Origin of the sequence: Mesorhizobium sp. CA16 (assembly GCF_020165175.1) — a bacterium.
Lineage (GTDB): Bacteria > Pseudomonadota > Alphaproteobacteria > Rhizobiales > Rhizobiaceae > Mesorhizobium.
This window is the reverse complement of record NZ_JAIUHP010000001.1, coordinates 432,311-450,167: the sequence shown is the minus strand read 5'-3', so window position 1 is coordinate 450,167 and position 17,857 is coordinate 432,311. Positions and strand designations below refer to the sequence as shown.

Here is a 17,857-nt window from a genome sequence, read left to right as displayed (position 1 = left end):
GTGGATCGGCGCGATAGCGCCGAGACGGATGAGGGGTGTTCCAGCGGAGTGAGACGCTGGCGTTCCCTGGAGCACCCCTCATCCGTCGCCTTCGGCGACACCTTCTCCCACAAGGGGAGAAGGCGAGGTCGGCGCAACTCACGCATTCCACAGCCCCTTCTTCTTCAACTCCTCCATTTCGCGCGCTGCGCGCTCGCGCAGCCTGGCGTCGCGCAGGAGCTTCTCCACGGCGGCGTCGTCGGATTTGTCGGAATAGCGGAACTCGGAATCGGCGTAGCGGTTGATCTCCTGCATGACCATGTCCATCGAGAACGGTCCGCGCAGTTCTTCGATCATCGCCTTCTTGTCGTCGTAGCTCTTGTGCATGAAGGCTTCCGGCTTCTCGAACCAGTCGTCCGGCAGCTCGATGTCCATGGCGCGCATCTTGATGGCGTCGGTGACGTTCTTGATGGCGCGACCGGTGAAGCGCGGCTCGGCGTCCTTGATCATGTGCAGATAGGTGCCGACATCAGCCATGGTCTTCGGCGCGCCGTTTTCCTTCATGTAGCGCTCATAGACCTTCATCAGCCCGTCTTCCCGCGGCTTTTCGTGCTCTTCATAGGCCTCGGCCACGGCGCGCTGGATTTCCTGCGCGGCATAGAGCTCGTGCTTGCCAAGCGGGATCTCGTGGTTCTTGCCGGCAAGCAGCACGAAGATGTCGATATAATCATCGCGGGTCTGCGGGCCGTCGACCAGCCATCGCGCGCCGGCGCGCTGGCGCAGCGCATCGTCGACATTTTCCGGATAGTTGGAGAACATGCCGAAGGAGCAATTGCCGCGCACCACCGTCGAGGCGCCGGCGAAGGCGTCCATCAGGACGCCGGTGATCTCCTGCTGACCGGCGGAAGCACGGTCGTCGGAACGGCGCGCCGCCACCTGGTCGATGTCGTCGATGGTGCCGAAGCCGATGACGCGCGGATTGAGCACGTTGTTGATGAACTGTCGGCAGTTCTGGCCCGACTTGCCCTGGTAGGACGAGATCTGGTCGACGCCGAAATTCTCATAGGCGAAGGGATAGCCGGCGACCTGGCAGTAGCCGTTGACGAGGCCGGCGATCATCTGGATCAGCGTCGTCTTGCCGGTGCCCGGCGCGCCGTCGCCGATGAAGGTGAACAGGAACCCGCCGAGCTCGACGAAGGGGTTCAGCTCGCGCTCGAAGTCGTAGGCCATGAGCATCTTGGCCAGCCTGACCGACTGGAATTTGGCGATGTGGTTGCCGATGACCTCTTCCGGTTTCTTGAAGGTCATCACCAGCGGCTTGGTGCGCTTGCCGGGCGCGACGTCGAAACCATCGAGAGTGAAATCGTCGACGTCGATACGGATATGCGCATTTTCGAACGGGCCAATGCCGTCGAAGCGACCTTTGCGCGCAAGCAACCCGTCGATGGCGACGCGGGCGAAGGCGCGAGCGCGCGTCGCCAGGTCGGCGTCATCCTTCGAGCCGGCTATCGCCTTGTCGAGACCTGCGACGATCGACTTCACCGCGTCCTGCGGCGTGTCGAACAGAAAGTCGGGCTCGGGAATATCGTTCGGCGCCTCGCCGTCGCTGTCGATCAGCTGGAACAGATAGGAGGCGAAGCTGAAGGCCGAAACGTAAGCCGAGGCCGACAGAAGCTTCTTGAAGGTGGCCGCCTCGTCGCCTTCCAGCGGCGCGCGCACGTTTTTCGCCTGCAGGCTTTCGAGGTCGGAACCTTCGGCGAAGACATCAGATATTGCGAGCGCAATCGCCAGGCCACGGCGCGCGCGGTAGAGCAGCGTGTGCTGCGGGATCGTCATCAACTGGTCGTCGGGATGGATCGCGGCAACCGTCCTGGTGAGTTCGACCTCGCGCGTGCGCCGCACCGAGCCGACCGACACGGTCGAGACGAAGCGGCGGTTGGTGCCGGCAAGCGCCGTGCCGGATTCGCGCGCAGGATCCTCCAGCACGACGATGCGGGTGATGAAGCTCTGCGCGGTCGCGCGATGCTTTTCGATTGCGGCTTCCGAGATCGTTGTCAGGCCGGTGTCCATGAAGGATGCTCCGCGATTTGACGGTCAGACGTCGCTGATCACCTGCCCGTTGGACAGGATGTGGACCTTGTACCCGGAAAAGATCTTCTGCGCCTCGCCCGCGGCGTAGAGTGCCTGGTAGGCCTCGTGCGGGATCAGCGCGTGCTTCTCGTAGCTCGAAACGCCCTGCCGCGCCGCTTCGAGATCGTCGGTATTGATGAAGAATTCCTGCGTTGTCTTCTCGCTGGAGAACAGTCCCTTGCGGCCGGGTTTCTCGCTCTTGGAAAAGACCTCCTGAATGGTCCAGGTGAGCAGCCAGGCATTCTCGGGCTTCCGCACCTTGGAGAGCACCTCGGCCACGGTCGAATTGTTCTCGGTGATGCCGGCCGAGTAGAAAGGCCCGAGCACGACGCGCCGCAACTGCTTGGGATGCAGGGGCTCGAAGTCCTTGTCGAGATTAACCGCGATCGTCGCCGGCGAGAGCGTGTAGGCGGAGTTCTTCTCGGTGAAGTCGTCGAAGCGGTGCGCAAGCTCGGGATTGAGCAGGCCGTCGACGGGCAGCGGGATCTCGACCTTCTCGTTCAGCTTGCCGGTGCTGCTGTCGACCAGCTGGCGCACCATGCTTTCGGAGGAGTCCTCTACCGTTACCATGTAGATCAGCGGCAGGTTGGCGCTGCCGTCGAACGTGGCCCAGTGGACGAGATAATAGGGCCGCATGGTCTTCGGGTTGACCGAGACCTTGGCCGTCTGCGCAAGCGTGAACGGACCGAAGGTCGCCTCGCTCTTGACGTCCTCCAGATAGAGCCGCTCGGCCATCGACTTCTGCAGCGCCTCGGGAAATTCCTTATGGCGCAGGATGAAGTCGGCCATCTCCTCGCGCAGCTCGCCGGCCTGCGGGATGTTGGCCAGGCGGGCATCGGCCTGCTGGCGGTCGTTTTCCAATTCGAGCAGGTTCTGGAAGACGGGATAGCCGCTCTCGGCGCGTGAGATCCGGAAGGTGTCCATGAAGCCCAGCCGGTTGCGCCAGCAGGCAAAGGACTTGTCCAGCCGCGCGATATACTCGGCGACGATCCTGGCGACGATGCCGTGCCGGTAAAGCGGCGAGCGGTCGTCGCGCATGAACACTTCCAGCCCGCTCAGCGCCGCCGTGATGGCGGAGAAATAGCGTGCCGCCGCGTCGTTCTCAGGTGTCATGGGACTGCCGTTGCAATGAAATCAGCGGCGCCGCCCAAGCAGATATTCGTGGGATGCCCCACGAATATCTGCCCGGATTCCTTTGATTTTCGCAGGTTCTGACCGCAAAACCGTGGAACACTTTTGCGGAACCTGCTTAGGACTGCACATAGTTGGCGGCGTTGTGCTTCTTCATTACCTCGTCGAAGCGGCGGGCGAAGGCATCGTCGGCAAGCTTCTTGCGGCGCTGGATGTCGGCTGAAGCCACCATGTTCTTCTCATGCATCTCGAGCAGGTCGCCGATGTGCTTCTGCGAGGCGGCGCCGATGCCGGCCATGGTCTCTTCCGCCGTGTTGTCGACCTGGCTGCCCAGCGTGTTGATCTTGTGGGCGACGTCCTGCTGGGCGGCGGTCTTCAGCGAATCCTCCAGCGCCTTGTAGAGGACGATGCGCTGCTCGGTGTCGATGGTCAGCTTGTTGATCAGCGTCGACTGCGCGGCGATCTGGTTGTTGAGCGAATCGACGAAGGTCTGGAACATCGACGTGTAGCGCTCGAGCGTCTGGCTTTCGGCCAGCAGCTCCTGCTCCTTGGCCTGTTTTTCGTTGTATTCGGTCGCCATTTTCGAGCGCTCGCCCTCGAGCTCGGTGCGCTCCTTCTGGGTCGTGGACGAGGCGATCTTGTTCTCGATGTCGAGCAGCAGAGGGTTCAATTCCTCAATGCGCTTCTGCACAGCCTCGAGGTTGGACATGGTCGTCTTGCGGCGCTCGATCACCTGCGACAGGCTGGTTTCGGAAGTCTTGTAGCGCTGGTCGAGGACCTGCTTCTGCGCCTTCAGGATACCGACGATGGTATCCGATTTCGCCAAAAGCTCCTGCAGATTGCCGGCCAGCGACATGTTGCGCACGCGGTCGGTGCGCATGCGCTGCTTGCGCTGCGCCGAGAAGATGCCGACGAAGTTTTCCCAGCCGGTGTAGTTCTTCATGCTCTCGAATTCGGCGCCGAAGACGTTGGTTGCGTCCTCGAGCCCGATGATCAGGTCGGCGATGTTGCCTTCCATGACCTTCTGCTGCTTGAGCACGTCCTCGATGCGGGCGTTCTCGATGTCGAAGTTGGCGTCGCCGATCTTCTTGTCGGCCTGAGCAAGCGTGTCGAGCACGGTGCCGGACTGCTCGATCTTGCTGCGCATGTCCTGCACGACCTGCTTGGTCTTGGCAATTTCGGCATCGAAATTCTGCAATGTCGCCATTGGGGCCTCCCGCTTCGGCATCCGTTTCCGTGTCGTGGCGGCGAATATATGTGGGGCTTCAAGGGATTGAAAGAAGGAAGACAAAGGGAAGCGTCAAAACAAAAGAATTGGTTAGGTCCTTGAAAAGCAAGGCAAGCATGCGCATGGCGCCTAGTAACGCACCATCATCGAACAGCTTTTGCTGACATGCCTTAAGGTCTTGTTTTTGCGAACGGCCATGAAACAGCGCCGGCAAATATCTTGCGGCGGCGATGCCGGTTTCGCCGACACCGGTCAAGGCTTGAAGCGGTTTTAGGACGACATCCGGCTCTAGAGCGGTTCAGCGTTTCACGGAATCGCCGAACCGCTCTAAGTCTTTGTTTTTACACAATTCTGGACGAAAAACCGCTACGCAGTTTTCCTGGAATTGCTCTATGCAGGCTTTCGGCTCAGCGGTTGACAAAGCCGATGAAGTCGTCGGGCGCGGCCCGGCCCATCTCCTCTTCCCAATGTCTGCGGCAGAGCGAGACATAGACGTCCTTGCCGATCGCCACCTGCTCGCCCTGTCTCGCCACCTTGCCGTCAGGTCCCAGGCGCACCACCATCGTCGCCTTGCGGCCGCAACGGCAGATGGTGCGCACCTCGCGCAGGTCGTCGGCGATGGCGAGCAGAGCGCGCGAGCCGGAGAACAGATTACCCTGGAAGTCGGTGCGCAGGCCGTAGCACATGACCGGAATGCCCAGACGGTCGGCGATGCGGGCGAGCTGCCAGACCTGCTCTTCCTCGAGGAACTGCGCCTCGTCGACAAAGATGCAATGCACAGGGCCATGCCGGTGGTGCTCCGCGACCGTGGCATAGAGGTCGTCGCCGTCGCGGAAAATCTCTGCCTCGGATTCGAGACCGATGCGCGACGAGATCAGCCCGGTGTCGCCCTTACGATAGTGGCCGGCGACGAACAGCATCGTCGACATGCCGCGTTCGCGATAATTGTAAGACGCTTGCAAAAGCATCGTCGTCTTGCCGGCGTTCATCGTCGCGTAGTGGAAGTAAAGCTTGGCCATGTCGCTCTTTTGGGTGTGTCGGGATTCAGGCGAGGCCGGCCCGACCTGAATTCCGACACACCCTAAGCCGACTTGCCGCGGCTCGGGGAGAGGGCACCGGCTCCGTCCACCAAAAACTCGATGTCGTTCAAAAAGCTGTCATGTCGCTTAATGGCCAGCGCGCGCCGTTCGTCGCGACGTTGAACCGCTTGAAACAACATCAAAATGGTGTTTGGCTGACGAAACAAGGCGGGCGCAAGAACCGTGACTTCGCTTTGCCTCGGAAATCCAATGGGAGATAAGTTCATGTCGCGTATGAAATCTTTCGCCGCAGGCCTCGGCCTTGCGGCGTTTCTGTCGACAACCGCCGCCTATGCCGGCGATCCGGCGAGCTGCAAGGCCGTGCGGCTGTCGGATGTCGGCTGGACCGACATTCAGGCCACCACGGGCCTGGCTTCGGTGCTGCTGACTGCGCTCGGATACGAGCCGCAGGTGATCCAGCTCTCCGTGCCGGTGACCTATGCGTCGCTGAAGAACAAGGACCTCGACGTCTTCCTGGGTAACTGGATGCCGTCGATGACCAACGACATCAAGGACTATACCGCCGACGGCTCGGTCGAGACCGTCAGCCAGAACCTCGCCGGCGCCGGCTACGGCATCGTCGTGCCGACCTATGTCGCGGATGCCGGCGTCAAGACGCTGACCGATCTCGGCAAGTTCAAGGACAAGTTCAACGGCAAGATCTACGGCATCGAGGCCGGCAATGACGGCAACCGCATCATCCTCGACATGATCAAGAATCCGAAGGACAACCTCGAAGGCTTCGAGCTGGTCGAATCCTCGGAAGCCGGCATGCTGACGCAGGCCGAGCAGTCGATGAAGAACAATGAATGGATCGCTTTCCTCGGCTGGACGCCGCATCCGGTGATGGGCGCCATGAAGATCACCTATCTCGACGGCATGGGCGACAGCGGCTTCGGCGCCGCCACCGTCTCGACCAATGTCCGCAAGGGCTACATGACCGAGTGCCCGAATGCCGGCAAGTTCATCGCCAACCTGAAGTTCAATCTCGACATGGAAGGCGAGATGATGGACGCCATCCTCAAGGGCGGCGACCCGCAGACGGTCGCCACCGACTGGCTGAAGAAGCATCCGGATGCGGTGACGCCGTGGCTTGCCGGCGTGACCACCTTTGATGGCGGCGACGCGGCGGCTGCCGTCAAGACCGCGCTCGGAAGCTGAGCCGGCTTTGAGCCCGGAATGATCCGGAAGAGGGCAGCCGGTAGATAAGGCTGCCCTTTTTCTTAGGCGCGGCGCGCCTTAAGCCTCTGTTTCGACACATGTCATTTCCTAAAACCGCCGCACACTTTTGGGCGACATGCGTTAAGCTGCGAGAAGATGACCGTACGGCAAGTGCGGCGAAGCCGAGAGGGGAAGATGGATCCGATTTCGAAATTCCTGACCGACTACAAAATCCCCATCGGGCCGTGGGGCAAGGCCTTCTTCGGCTTCCTGACCGACAATTTCGACACCATCTTTCGAGCGTTTTCAAACGGGCTGAATTTCATCCTCGACGGGGCGGTGGACCTGCTGCTGATGGTCCCGCCCGTGCTTCTGGCGCTGGTCATCGCGATCATCGCCTGGCTCTTGCAGCGTTCGCGGCCGCTCGCCATCGGCGTCTTCCTCGGCCTGATCTTCATCATCAACCAGAATCTGTGGAAGCAGACGGTGCAGACGCTGGTGCTGGTGGTTGCCGCCGCGGCGATGGCCATGGCGATCGGCGTGCCGCTCGGTATCTGGGCCGCGCACAAGCCGAAGGTCTACCGCGTCATGCTGCCGGTGCTCGATCTGATGCAGACGCTGCCGACCTTCGTCTACCTGATCCCGGTGCTCACGCTGTTCGGGCTCGGGAACGCGCCCGGCCTCATCGTCACCATCATCTTCGTCATCCCGACGGCCGTTCGGCTCACCCATCTGGGCGTCGTTTCGGTGCCCAAGGCAATCATCGAAGCGGGCGAGGCGTTCGGCGCCACCAAGCGCCAGCTTCTGTGGAAGGTGGAACTGCCCTCGGCACTGCCGACCATCATGGCGGGTCTGACCCAGTCGATCATGCTGTCGCTGTCGATGGTGGTGTTCGCCGCCCTGATCGGCGCCGGCGGCCTCGGCACCGAAATCAACCGGGCGCTCGGCTCGCGGCGCATCGATCTCGGGCTTGAGGCGGGCCTCGCGATCGTCGTGCTCGCCATCGTGCTCGACCGCATGACCCGCATCGGCGTTGGAGGCAAGAAATGACCGTCGCGGTTGATTTCAAGAACGTAGACATCGTCTTCGGCGCTGATCAGGCAGGCTCGCTGGCGATGATCGACCAGGGCGCAACGCGCGCCGAGATTCTCGAAAAGACCGGTAATGTGCTGGGTTGCGCTGGCGCCAGCCTGACCGTCCATGAGGGCGAGATTTCGGTGTTGATGGGCCTGTCCGGCTCCGGCAAGTCGACGTTGCTCCGGGCCGTCAACCGGCTCAATGTGGTGTCGCGCGGCCAGGTGCTGGTCAAGGACGGCGATCGTGTGGTCGATGTCGTCACCTGCGATGAGGCGACCTTGCGGCGGTTGCGCCAGAAGCAGGTGGCCATGGTGTTCCAGCAGTTCGGCCTGCTGCCATGGCGCACGGTCGAGGAAAATGTCGGCTTCGGCCTCGAGCTTGCCGGCGTGCCGGAGGCGGAACGCAAGGCGCGCGTGCAGAAGCAATTGCAACTGGTCCATCTCGACCAATGGTCGAAGAAATATGCCCATGAGCTTTCGGGCGGCATGCAGCAGCGCGTCGGTCTCGCCCGGGCTTTCGCCACCGAGGCGCCGATCCTGTTGATGGACGAGCCGTTCTCGGCGCTCGACCCGCTTATCCGAACCAAGCTGCAGGACGAATTGCTGCAGCTCCAGGCCGAGCTGAAGAAGACCATCATCTTCGTCAGCCACGACCTCGAGGAGGCGCTGAAGATCGGCAGCCACATCACGATCATGGAGGGCGGCCGCATCGTGCAGACCGGCGCGCCGGAAGACATCGTCTTGCGCCCTGCCAACGACTATGTTCGCGACTTCATCGCCAATGTGAATCCGCTGTCGGTGCTGACGGCGTGGAACGTGATGCGGGACCGTCGCGACCTGGAGCAGGGCGACAATGGTTGGGTGTGGCTCGACCGGCGCAAGACGACACGCTTCAAGATCGACGACCACGGCCTTGTGGCGGCGGCCGAGCGCGACGGCAAGCCGGCGGTGTGGGTGTCCTGCGCCGATGTCGAGCGCCAGCCGGAGGAGGGCGCCCAGGTGTTCTGGGCCAATCCCGGCACGCCGCTGAAAACGGTGATGCTCGCCATGCACCGGTCGCAGACGGCGCCGGTGGCGCTGTTCGATGAAGGCTCGCGCTTCGTCGGCTCGATTGGCATCAGGGACGTGCTGAGTGCTGTGCTGAGGCGGTAGGGTTTCAGCCTTTTTGACGGGCGTGTGCCGCTGGCGGGCACCTCGCGCTTGTTCTAGACTGGCCGGCAGCCGAACAACCGGCATCAGGCGAAAGAGGCGCGAATGATCTTCCGTCAGCTCTTCGATTCCGTTTCGGGTACCTACTCCTATCTGCTTGCCAGCCGGCGCGGCGGCGAGGCGCTGATCATCGATCCGGTGCTGGAGAAGGTCGAGCGCTACCTGCAGCTGGTCAATGAGCTGGACCTGAGGCTGGTCAAGGCGGTCGACACGCATCTTCATGCCGATCACATCACCGGACTCGGCGCGCTGCGCGACAAGACGCATTGCGTGACCGTCATGGGCGAGCAGACCAAGGCCGACGTGGTGTCGATGCGGCTTGCCGACGGTGACAAGCTAGGCATCGAAGGCCTGGCGCTCGACGTCATCTACACGCCCGGGCACACCGATGATTCCTACAGCTTCATCTTGCCCGACCGGGTCTTCACCGGCGACACGCTGCTCATCCGCGGCACCGGCCGCACCGACTTCCAGAACGGCGATCCGCGCCAGCAATATGAATCGATCTTCGGCCGGCTGCTCAAGCTGCCCGACGAGACGCTGATCTTCCCGGCGCATGACTATAAGGGCGAGACCGTGTCGACGATCGGCGAGGAAAAGGCCTTCAATCCGCGCCTGCAGGTGAAGTCGGTCGACGAGTATGTGAACATCATGAACAATCTCAATCTGTCCAACCCGAAAATGATGGATGTGGCCGTGCCCGCCAACATGCGGGTCGGGCTGCATCAGGACGACATCGCCAGCCGCGGCTGGGCGGTCAGCGCGGAGCAGGCGCTGGCGCTGGTCGGGCGACCCGACGTGGCGCTGATCGACCTGCGCGAGCAAACCGAGCGCGAGCGACACGGGGTCATCCCCGGCGCGATCCATCTGCCCTATGCGCGGCTGCAGGAAAACATCGCCGCCGGCGGCATGCTGCATGAGTTGGCGAAGTCGACCAGCAAACAGATCCTGTTCTATTGCGCCTTTGGCGAGCGCTCGGCGATGGCGGTGCAAGCGGCGCAAGATGTCGGGATTTCCAGCGCCCGCCATATCCAGGGCGGCATCGACGCCTGGCGGAAAGCCAGCGGCCCACTGATGCATTAAAGCGCGTCGCCCTTCTGGGCGACATGCACTAGTCTAGGCGTGACGGCCAGGCTCAGTTCAGCCCGATGAGCTTGGCGCCGTTCCGGAACAGTGCTTCTCCATCCCGGTCGAAACGGAATGTCGCGATGAAATCGTCGGCGCGATAGTTCGGCAAGGTGTTGCGGATCGCGGCGGCAAAGGTTCGCGCCTCCTCCCGCCGGCCGGCCAGCGCCAGGCAATGAGCGGCGATCGCCAGGATGATGAGATGGGCGTTAGGGCGTGCCGCGGCTTTCAGCGCCCATTCGGCCGCCGCTTCGAATTCGCCGAGCCTTGCATGCGCCATGGCGCGCGCGCCCATCATGCCGAACAGCAGCGGATCGAAGGGGCTTAGATGGCGGGAATGGTCGGACGAACCGATCGCCGATTGCGGGTCGCCCGACTGCGAATGGACGAAGGACAGCGCGTAGTGGCCGAGCGCGAAATTGGGGCTGAGGTCAACGGCGCTCGCGAGCTCCAGCAGCGAGCCGTCCTGCTCGCCGCGCAGCCATAACGCGCGGCCCATCGCCCAGTGGGCGGCTGGGTTACGGTCGTCGACCAGCAGGCTCTGGCCGGCGCTCTCGAAGGCAAGCGCGGCCTCGCGGCCGCGGTCGCCCCAGCGCTGGAAAGCGTTCTGCCAGTGGGTGAAGGACATGCCGGCATAGGCGCGTGCGAAAGTAGGATCGAGCTTCAACGCCTCGCCGAAGAAATGCTGCGCCAGCTCGTTTTCTTGGCGGGTGAAGCGATACATGTGCCAAAGGCCGCGATGGTAAGCCTCCCAGGCATTGAGCGAGTTTGGCGCTTTCAGCAATGCGCGGTTGCGCTCCACCGTCGCGATCTCGGCGGCGATCGATGAGACGATGCTGTTGCCGATATCCTCGATGACGATGAAGATGTCGTCGGGTTTATGCTCGAAGGTTTCCGCCCAAACGATCCTTGCCGTGCGGACCTCGACAAGCTCGACCGAGACGATGAACCTGCCCGGCAGAGCCCGCACCGAGCCCGTCGCGACATAGTCGACATTCAGCCTGCGCCCGGCGTCTTCCGGCGCGATGTTCTTCTCGGCGAGCGCGAAGACAGAGCCGCGGGCGATGACGAAGAAATCGCGCAGCTTGGCAAGCCGCGTGATGATGTCATGCGTGAGGCCATCGGCAAGCCCGCCACGGAAGCCGCCGGCGCCGGCGCTCTCGGCAAACGGCATCACCGCGAGCGAAGCCCGGCGGGTCGCAACGGGCTCGGATTCGTCCGCGGCGACCGACGATTCCGAAACCGGGAAAGCCGGCCCGGATCGGGCGCATGGCGTTGCGCCGGCGTTCCGGGCTCTTATCTCCTGCCAAGCCTCGCGCAATGGCGTGAAATCCAGCTCTTCCGAGCGAAACAACTCCGCTGCCGTGGCAAGATGCTCTTCGCCGGCGCCGATCTGCCCGCGCCGGGCCAGATTTTCCAGCAGCGCCACATGCGCGCGGCCGTCGAAGGGCGCTAGCTCCAGCCATTTGTCGATATAAGCGCCGGCCTCATCGGTTCCACGTGGGAGAAGCCCAATGATATGCTCCAGAACCGCGACATGGCATGCGCTGAAACGGCGGCGCTGCGCCGTCAGCCAGCTGCCGAAATGCGGGCTGCGATCGAGCTCGAGGCCGTCGAGAAAATCGCCGGCGAAATGTTGCGAAATCCCCTGCAGCCGCACGAGATCGAGCGTCTGGACACCTTCGGCCACCGCCGAGGCGGCATCCAGCGCGTCCACATGGACATCGTCAAGACGGAGCGACACCATATCGCCGTCGGTTTCGACCCGGCGCAAGCCCGCTTCGTCGAGCGCGGCACGCAGCTTGCTCAGGCACCAGCGCAACTCGCCGCGCGGATCGTTGGGCACGTCCCAGAGAAGTTCGCAAAGACGGCTGCGGCTGACTGGGTGGGGCGCCAGCGCCAGATAGGCAAGCAGGGCGCGCAGCTTGCGTGACGAAGGCAAGGCCACAGGAACATCGTCGCGCATGATCGTAAACGGGCCGAGCAGCCTGATCGAAAGGCTGGCTGCCATGCCTTTCAGAGTCGACCGAACGGATTCCACGTCCGTTTCCACGCTCGCTCCCACGTCGAACAGTTGGTCCATGTTCTATCACCAAACACGACAGGGCGCATCCGGCAGCGAATTTTCGAGCCGGACGCGGCCTTTGCCGAATTGCCGGCAAGTCACACGCAACTAGCGCGGCAAGGTGTCGAAACCGCGCCGCCCAATTCGCCGGTTTGTAACCGGCACGTGAGGAGATCGAGGAGAAAGCCCATGTTGCATCAGTTGAAAATCAGGACCACGGCCGGTCGCGGCCGGCTGTTCGACAGCATTCTCGATACCGTCGGCGACACGCCGGTCATCCGCATCAACAATCTCGGGCCAGGTCACGCGACGATCTATGTGAAGGCGGAGTTCTTCAACCCGGCGGCCTCGGTGAAGGACCGGCTGGCGCTCAACATCATCGAGGAAGGCGAGCGCAGCGGTAAGCTCAAGCCTGGCCAGACCGTGGTCGAGGCGACGAGCGGCAATACCGGCATCGGCCTCGCCATGGTCTGCGCGCAGAAAGGCTATCCGCTGGTGGTGACGATGGCCGACAGCTTCTCGATCGAGCGCCGCAAGCTAATGCGCATGCTGGGCGCCAAGGTGGTGCTGACGCCGCGCGCCCAAAAAGGTTTCGGCATGTACAAGAAGGCGGTCGAGCTCGCCGAAGCCAATGGCTGGTTCCTCGCGCGCCAGTTTGAGACCGAGGCCAATGCCGCCATTCACGAGGCAACGACGGCGCGCGAGATCATCAATGACTTCGCCGACTCGAGGCTGGACGTGCTCGTCACCGGCTACGGCACGGGCGGCACGGTGGCCGGCGTCGGCCGCGTGCTGCGCCGCGAGCGGCCGGAGGTGAAGATCGTGCTCGCCGAGCCGGCGAACGCCCAGCTGATCGGCAGCGGCAAGGCCCAGGAGCGCGGCGCCGGCGGTGCGCCGTCCGCCAGCCATCCGGCCTTCGAACCGCATCCGATCCAGGGCTGGACGCCGGACTTCATCCCCAACGTGCTGCAGGAGGCGATCGACCAACGCTATTATGACGAGGTGGTGCCGATCCCCGGTCCCGAAGGCATCAAATGGACGAAGGCGCTGGCGCGGCAGGAGGGCATCTTTACCGGCATCTCCGGCGGCGCCACTTTCGCCGTGGCGCGGCAGATCGCGGGCAAGGCCCCCGCCGGCTCGGTGATCCTGTGCATGCTGCCCGACACGGGGGAGCGCTACATGTCGACGCCGCTTTTCGACGGCATCGAGGCCGAGATGGACGCCGAGGAGACGGCGCTGTCGCGCTCGACGCCGAGCTGCCAGTTCGAAGGCTGAGAACAGAAACGCGACGCCGCCCCGCATGGCGGCGTCGTTCTTTTATGCGCGGGTCGACCCACGCCGGCGGGAGAGGCGAGATGGATATATTTCCGGAAGCGACCAACGCGGAGGAAACGCTCGATCCGCCGGATTGGGCCGATGTGGGAGCGCTCTCGCACCGAATCCTCGACGATGCCATCGCGTATCTCGAGGATGTCCGCGACCGGCCGGTCTGGCGCGAGATGCCGGCCGAGGTGCGGGCATTCTTCTGCGCACCTTTGCCGCGTTCGCCGGCGCCGGCGGCTGACGTCTATGACGACGTCGCCCGCAACGTGATGCCTTACCCGATGGGCAACATCCATCCGCGTTTCTGGTCCTGGTATATGGGATCCAGCAACTTCACCGGCGCGCTCGGCGATTTTCTGGCGGCGATCCAGGGCTCCAATCTCGGCGGCGGCAACCATGCCGCCGCACTGATGGACAGCCAGGTCGTCAACTGGATGAAGGAGATGGTCGGTTTCCCAGCCTGGGCCAGCGGCACGCTGGTCAGCGGCGGCTCGATGGCCAACATTATCGGACTGACCGTGGCGCGCAACGTCAAGGCAGGCGTCGACGTGCGCGAGCGGGGTGTCGGCGCCATGCCGAAGCCGTTGCGCTACTACGCCTCGGACCAGGTCCATTCCTGTCATCGCAAGGCTGTGGAGGCGCTCGGCCTCGGCAATCAGGCGCTGCGGCGCATCCAGACCGATGCCGGCTTGCGCATCGATATCGCCGCGCTCAAGGCGGCAATCGCGGAGGACCGCGAGGCGGGCTTCAGGCCGGCCTGCGTGATCGGCACCGCCGGCACCGTCAACACCGGCGCGGTCGACGACCTGCAGGCGCTGGCGAGCGTGGCGGCCGAAGAGGATCTCTGGTTCCATGTCGACGGCTGCATCGGCGCGCTCATCGCGATCGCACCTGAGAACCGATCGCTCGTCGCGGGCATCGAACAGGCGGATTCGATCGCGCTCGATCCGCATAAATGGCTGCACGCGCCGTTCGAAGCCGGTTGCGCCCTGGTGCGGGACGCATCCCAGCACCGCAACACGTTTGCCGTGACGCCGGAATATCTGGAATCGACGCCGCGGGGCCTGGCCTCCGGAGAGTGGCTGCACGATTATGGGCTTCAAACGTCGCGCGGCTTCCGTGCGCTCAAGATCTGGATGGCGCTGAAGGAGCATGGCGTCGAGAAGTTCGGCCGGCTGATCGACCAGAACATCGCCCAGGCCCGCCACCTCACCCGGCTGATCGAGGCGGAGCCGGCGCTCGAACTGATGGCGCCGAGCACCATCAACATCGTCTGCTTCCGCCATCGCCTGGATGGGGCATCCGAGGAAAAGCTCAAGGCGTTCAACACCGAGATCATGCTGAGACTCCAGGAGGAGGGCACCGCGGCCTTGTCCGATACCACTGTGCAGGGCCGGCATTGCCTGAGGGTGGCGATCGCCAATCACCGCACCCGCCGCAGCGATCTCGACCTGCTGGTGGCGGAGATGCTCCGGCTGGGACGGGAAATCGAGGCCGCGATACCCGTCTGAAGCACGCTCGGGAAGCTGTCTCAGCTTACCGTCAGCGTGGCGCCCGGTAGATAGAGCATGATCGGCCGGATCTCATAGACGGCGGTGGGGTTGACGCGCTTGAGGTCGCGCGCAGCGGCAATCGCCTCGTCCTGGGTCGCGCAGTCGAGAACATAGAGGCCGAGCAACTGCTCCTTGGTCTCGGCAAAGGGACCGTCGATCACCAAGCCGTCGCCCGGACCGCGCAGCGTCATGGCCTTGGCCGTCGCGCCGAGCCTGGCCGCGGGCCCGAGCTTGCCCTCGCGGGTCAGCCTGTCATTGACCTCGAGCAGGTCGTTCATCAATGCCGCATCCTCATCTGGCGACCAGGACTGCACGGTGTCTTCGACATGGTAGGCAAGGACGGCGTAGAACATGGGTGGATTTCCCTCGTAACCAGGCGGGCCGCACTATCACAAGGATGGTTCGACTGATCCAGTGGCGCCGGTGGCGGACAAAGCCCACTCCTGACTCAAGCTGCCACCGGCAGCTTCAGCTCCGTCAACAAGCCGCCACCGGGGTAGTTGGAGAGATCGACCTCGCCGCCGGCGCCGCGGGCGATGTTGCGGGCGATCGTGAGGCCGAGGCCTAGACCGCCGGTCGTGCGGTTGCGCGATTCCTCCAGCCGCACGAAGGAGCCGAACACCGCGTCCAGCTTCGCCTGCGGGATGCCGGGGCCTTCGTCGCGGATTGAAAGCGTGATCATGTCGCCCGATCGCCGCACGCCGAGATGCGCCTTTTTGCCGTAGGTTACAGCGTTCTGGATGAGATTGGTGACGCAGCGGCGCAGCGCCACCGGCCGCGCGACGCAGATCAGGCCGCGCGACGGAACCACGCCTTCGTCGAAGGACGCGCCGTCGAAGGAATCCGCGACCGATTCCACCAGCGACCAAAAATCGATCCGCTCGGCCTTTTCCTCCGTCACCTCGAATTTGGCGAAGTCGATGACCGAGCTCGCGATGCTTTCGATGTCGGCGAGGTCGTGCGCCAGCGCCTCGCGCGCGGGCGACCTGCGCAACAGTTCGAGACGCAGGCGCATCCGGGTCAGCGGCGTGCGCAGATCGTGCGCCAGCGCCGCCGCGAGATGCTCGCGGTCCTCGACATAATCGCGCAGCCGCATCTGCATGGCGTTTATCGCTTTCGCGGCGGCGCGGATCTCGCGGCTTCCGCTCTCGGCGATCGGCGGGCTTTTCAGGTCATTGCCGATGCGCGTCACCGCCGTTTCCATCATCCGATAGGGCGCGGTCAGCCGGCGCAGCGACCAGATCGACATGATGATGATCAAGCCGGCGATCAGTGAGTAAAGCGGCAGGCTGTCGAGGCTCAGAATCGGTCCCGCCGGCGTGATCGGTTCGGTGAAATTCAGCCACTGCCCGTCGGAAAAGCGCAGCGAGGCGGTCAGCTTGTCGCTTTGCGCGAAATCCGCGGCCAGGACCAGCAGGTCGCGCTCGACCTGGCCGACATCCTTGTTCACCGCCTGCCCGTCCGGGACATCGGCCTCCTGGGTGGCCGGATCGCGGCGCACGCGCGCATCGGTGATGCCGAACTTCGACAAGCGTCCGACCAGGATATCCTCCAACTCGGCAAGCTGGTCGTCGCCGGCGATCGAAGAGGTGACGGCGGGCGTGTCCGAAACCGTCAGCGCATAGGTCGAGTTGAACAGGCCGGAGGCGGTCGCCTTGCGCTCTTCGGGCGTGGCGTCATGCATCAGCTGCACCAGCGAATAGGCGCGGTCGTTCAACCGGTAGAGATCGACGACGCCGTTGGCGGCGGCCCGATCGCGCGCGACGATGTAAAGCGTCGTCACCTGGCTCAGCATTAGACCGGCAATGACGATGAGCAGCACCCAGACTGGCAGGGTCTGCGGCAGGAAGCGTCTCATTCGGCCGTCGTCTCGGGCAGAAACTGATAGCCGCCGCTGCGCACGGTCAGGATCAGTTTCGGCGTTTTCGGATCGTCTTCCATCTTGCGGCGCAGCCGGCTCACCAGAATGTCGACGCTGCGGTCGAAGCTGTAGCCGGTGTCGCCGCCGGACAGCTCAATCAGCTGCTCACGAGTAAGCACGCGCTGCGCGCTCTTGACGAAGGTCTGCAGCAAGTTGAACTCCGCCATCGTCAGCTCAACCCGGACGTCGTCGGGAGCCGTCAGGCGGCGGCGCGCGCAATCCATGGTCCAGCCGGCAAAGCGGTAGACCTGCCTGGCGGCGGGCCGACGCGGCTCGGCGCTGCCGTTGCGCCGCAGCACGGCGCGGATGCGGGCCAACAGCTCGCGCGGATCGAAGGGCTTGGGCACGTAGTCGTCGGCGCCCATTTCGAGGCCCACAACGCGGTCGGTCGTTTCGGTGACCGCGGTCAGCATGATGATCGGCGTGGTGTAGTTGGCGCGGATCTCGCGGCAAAGCTCAAGTCCGCTTTTGCCGGGCAGCATCACGTCGAGAACGATCAGGTCGACCGGCGTGCGGCGCAGGACCGCTTCCATCTCGGTGCCGTCGCCAGCCACCGTCGTGTGCAGCCCGCGCTTGTGGAAGAACTCCTGCAGCAGGTCGCGTATGCCCTTGTCGTCGTCGACGATCAGTATGTGCGCATCGGATTTCACTCGAAACCTATGATTCTCTTTGCCGGCTCTTGCTGGATATCCGTTCGAGACAACCCACACGATAGAATTCGGGCCACATCTTGGCCAGTGGCCGCGATCGCCGCGCCGGGCGGATTCCTCAGAAACAATCCAGAAACAAAATTCTACAGTTGGGAAAAACTGGTGAAAAATTTCAAGGGCATAAACGGTGCCGTGGCGGTCAGGTCATCGGCTGCGACGCGAGTTTC

At 63.5% G+C, this 17,857-nt stretch carries 15 protein-coding genes; 6 read left to right on the top strand and 9 right to left on the bottom strand.

The features are described from left to right. Positions 1–138: 138 nt before the first annotated feature. From LB525_RS02230 to LB525_RS02210, 5 genes are all read right to left on the bottom strand, one after another. Positions 139–2,049: an AAA family ATPase gene (locus tag LB525_RS02230; protein ID WP_224543212.1), complete on the bottom strand. Its 1,911-nt coding sequence runs from the start codon at positions 2,047–2,049 to the stop codon at positions 139–141. Between the two features lie 24 nt (positions 2,050–2,073). After that, entirely contained in the window at positions 2,074–3,222 is a 1,149-nt protein-coding gene (locus LB525_RS02225) for a hypothetical protein (protein WP_224543211.1), read from the bottom strand. 136 nt (positions 3,223–3,358) lie between these two features. Then, positions 3,359–4,447 carry a hypothetical protein gene (locus LB525_RS02220; protein WP_224543210.1) on the bottom strand — a complete coding sequence of 363 codons (1,089 nt, stop codon included), beginning with the start codon at positions 4,445–4,447 and terminating at the stop codon, positions 3,359–3,361. Between the two features lie 58 nt (positions 4,448–4,505). After that, complete coding sequence (locus LB525_RS02215) at positions 4,506–4,724, bottom strand: hypothetical protein (RefSeq protein WP_224543209.1); 219 nt, start codon at positions 4,722–4,724, stop codon at positions 4,506–4,508. A gap of 151 nt (positions 4,725–4,875) precedes the next feature. Beyond that, positions 4,876–5,487 carry a thymidine kinase gene (locus tag LB525_RS02210; protein WP_224543208.1) on the bottom strand — a complete coding sequence of 204 codons (612 nt, stop codon included), beginning with the start codon at positions 5,485–5,487 and terminating at the stop codon, positions 4,876–4,878. A gap of 285 nt (positions 5,488–5,772) precedes the next feature. Between LB525_RS02210 and LB525_RS02205 the strand changes: the two genes are divergently transcribed. The 4 genes from LB525_RS02205 (at position 5,773) to LB525_RS02190 (ending at position 10,076) form a co-directional block, all read left to right on the top strand. Continuing rightward, the gene (locus LB525_RS02205; protein ID WP_224543207.1) at positions 5,773–6,708 is read left to right on the top strand and encodes a choline ABC transporter substrate-binding protein; all 936 of its coding nucleotides are present in this window, start codon (positions 5,773–5,775) and stop codon (positions 6,706–6,708) included. Between the two features lie 195 nt (positions 6,709–6,903). Next, positions 6,904–7,758 (top strand): choline ABC transporter permease subunit, encoded by an 855-nt coding sequence (choW, locus tag LB525_RS02200; protein WP_224543206.1) that lies wholly within the window; start codon positions 6,904–6,906, stop codon positions 7,756–7,758. Beyond that, positions 7,755–8,936, top strand: coding sequence for a choline ABC transporter ATP-binding protein (gene choV / locus LB525_RS02195; protein WP_224543205.1), 1,182 nt, complete (start codon positions 7,755–7,757; stop codon positions 8,934–8,936). The genes choW and choV overlap by 4 nt, the downstream gene beginning before the upstream one ends. Before the next feature lie 102 nt (positions 8,937–9,038). Then, a complete protein-coding gene (locus tag LB525_RS02190) occupies positions 9,039–10,076 on the top strand; it encodes an MBL fold metallo-hydrolase (protein ID WP_224543204.1) in 1,038 nt (345 codons plus the stop codon). 52 nt (positions 10,077–10,128) lie between these two features. Here LB525_RS02190 and LB525_RS02185 read toward each other — a convergent pair whose 3' ends face one another. After that, positions 10,129–12,129 carry a transcriptional regulator gene (locus LB525_RS02185; protein WP_224543528.1) on the bottom strand — a complete coding sequence of 667 codons (2,001 nt, stop codon included), beginning with the start codon at positions 12,127–12,129 and terminating at the stop codon, positions 10,129–10,131. A 243-nt stretch (positions 12,130–12,372) separates the two neighbouring features. On the opposite strand from LB525_RS02185, the gene LB525_RS02180 reads away from it, so the two are divergent. Together LB525_RS02180 and LB525_RS02175 are read left to right on the top strand one after the other, a co-directional pair. Then, a complete protein-coding gene (locus LB525_RS02180; RefSeq protein WP_224524564.1) occupies positions 12,373–13,458 on the top strand; it encodes a PLP-dependent cysteine synthase family protein in 1,086 nt (361 codons plus the stop codon). Positions 13,459–13,538: 80 nt separating this feature from the next. Further along, complete coding sequence (locus tag LB525_RS02175) at positions 13,539–15,017, top strand: pyridoxal phosphate-dependent decarboxylase family protein (RefSeq protein WP_224543203.1); 1,479 nt, start codon at positions 13,539–13,541, stop codon at positions 15,015–15,017. Positions 15,018–15,037: 20 nt separating this feature from the next. Here the strand turns inward: LB525_RS02175 and LB525_RS02170 are convergent, their stop codons facing one another. The 3 genes from LB525_RS02170 to LB525_RS02160 all read right to left on the bottom strand — a co-directional run bounded on the left by LB525_RS02170 (position 15,038) and on the right by LB525_RS02160 (position 17,630). After that, positions 15,038–15,412: a YciI family protein gene (locus LB525_RS02170; RefSeq protein WP_224543201.1), complete on the bottom strand. Its 375-nt coding sequence runs from the start codon at positions 15,410–15,412 to the stop codon at positions 15,038–15,040. A 95-nt stretch (positions 15,413–15,507) separates the two neighbouring features. Beyond that, positions 15,508–16,917: an ATP-binding protein gene (locus tag LB525_RS02165; protein WP_224543200.1), complete on the bottom strand. Its 1,410-nt coding sequence runs from the start codon at positions 16,915–16,917 to the stop codon at positions 15,508–15,510. Further along, positions 16,914–17,630 carry a response regulator gene (locus LB525_RS02160; protein WP_095766485.1) on the bottom strand — a complete coding sequence of 239 codons (717 nt, stop codon included), beginning with the start codon at positions 17,628–17,630 and terminating at the stop codon, positions 16,914–16,916. The genes LB525_RS02165 and LB525_RS02160 overlap by 4 nt, the downstream gene beginning before the upstream one ends. Positions 17,631–17,857: the final 227 nt, after the last annotated feature.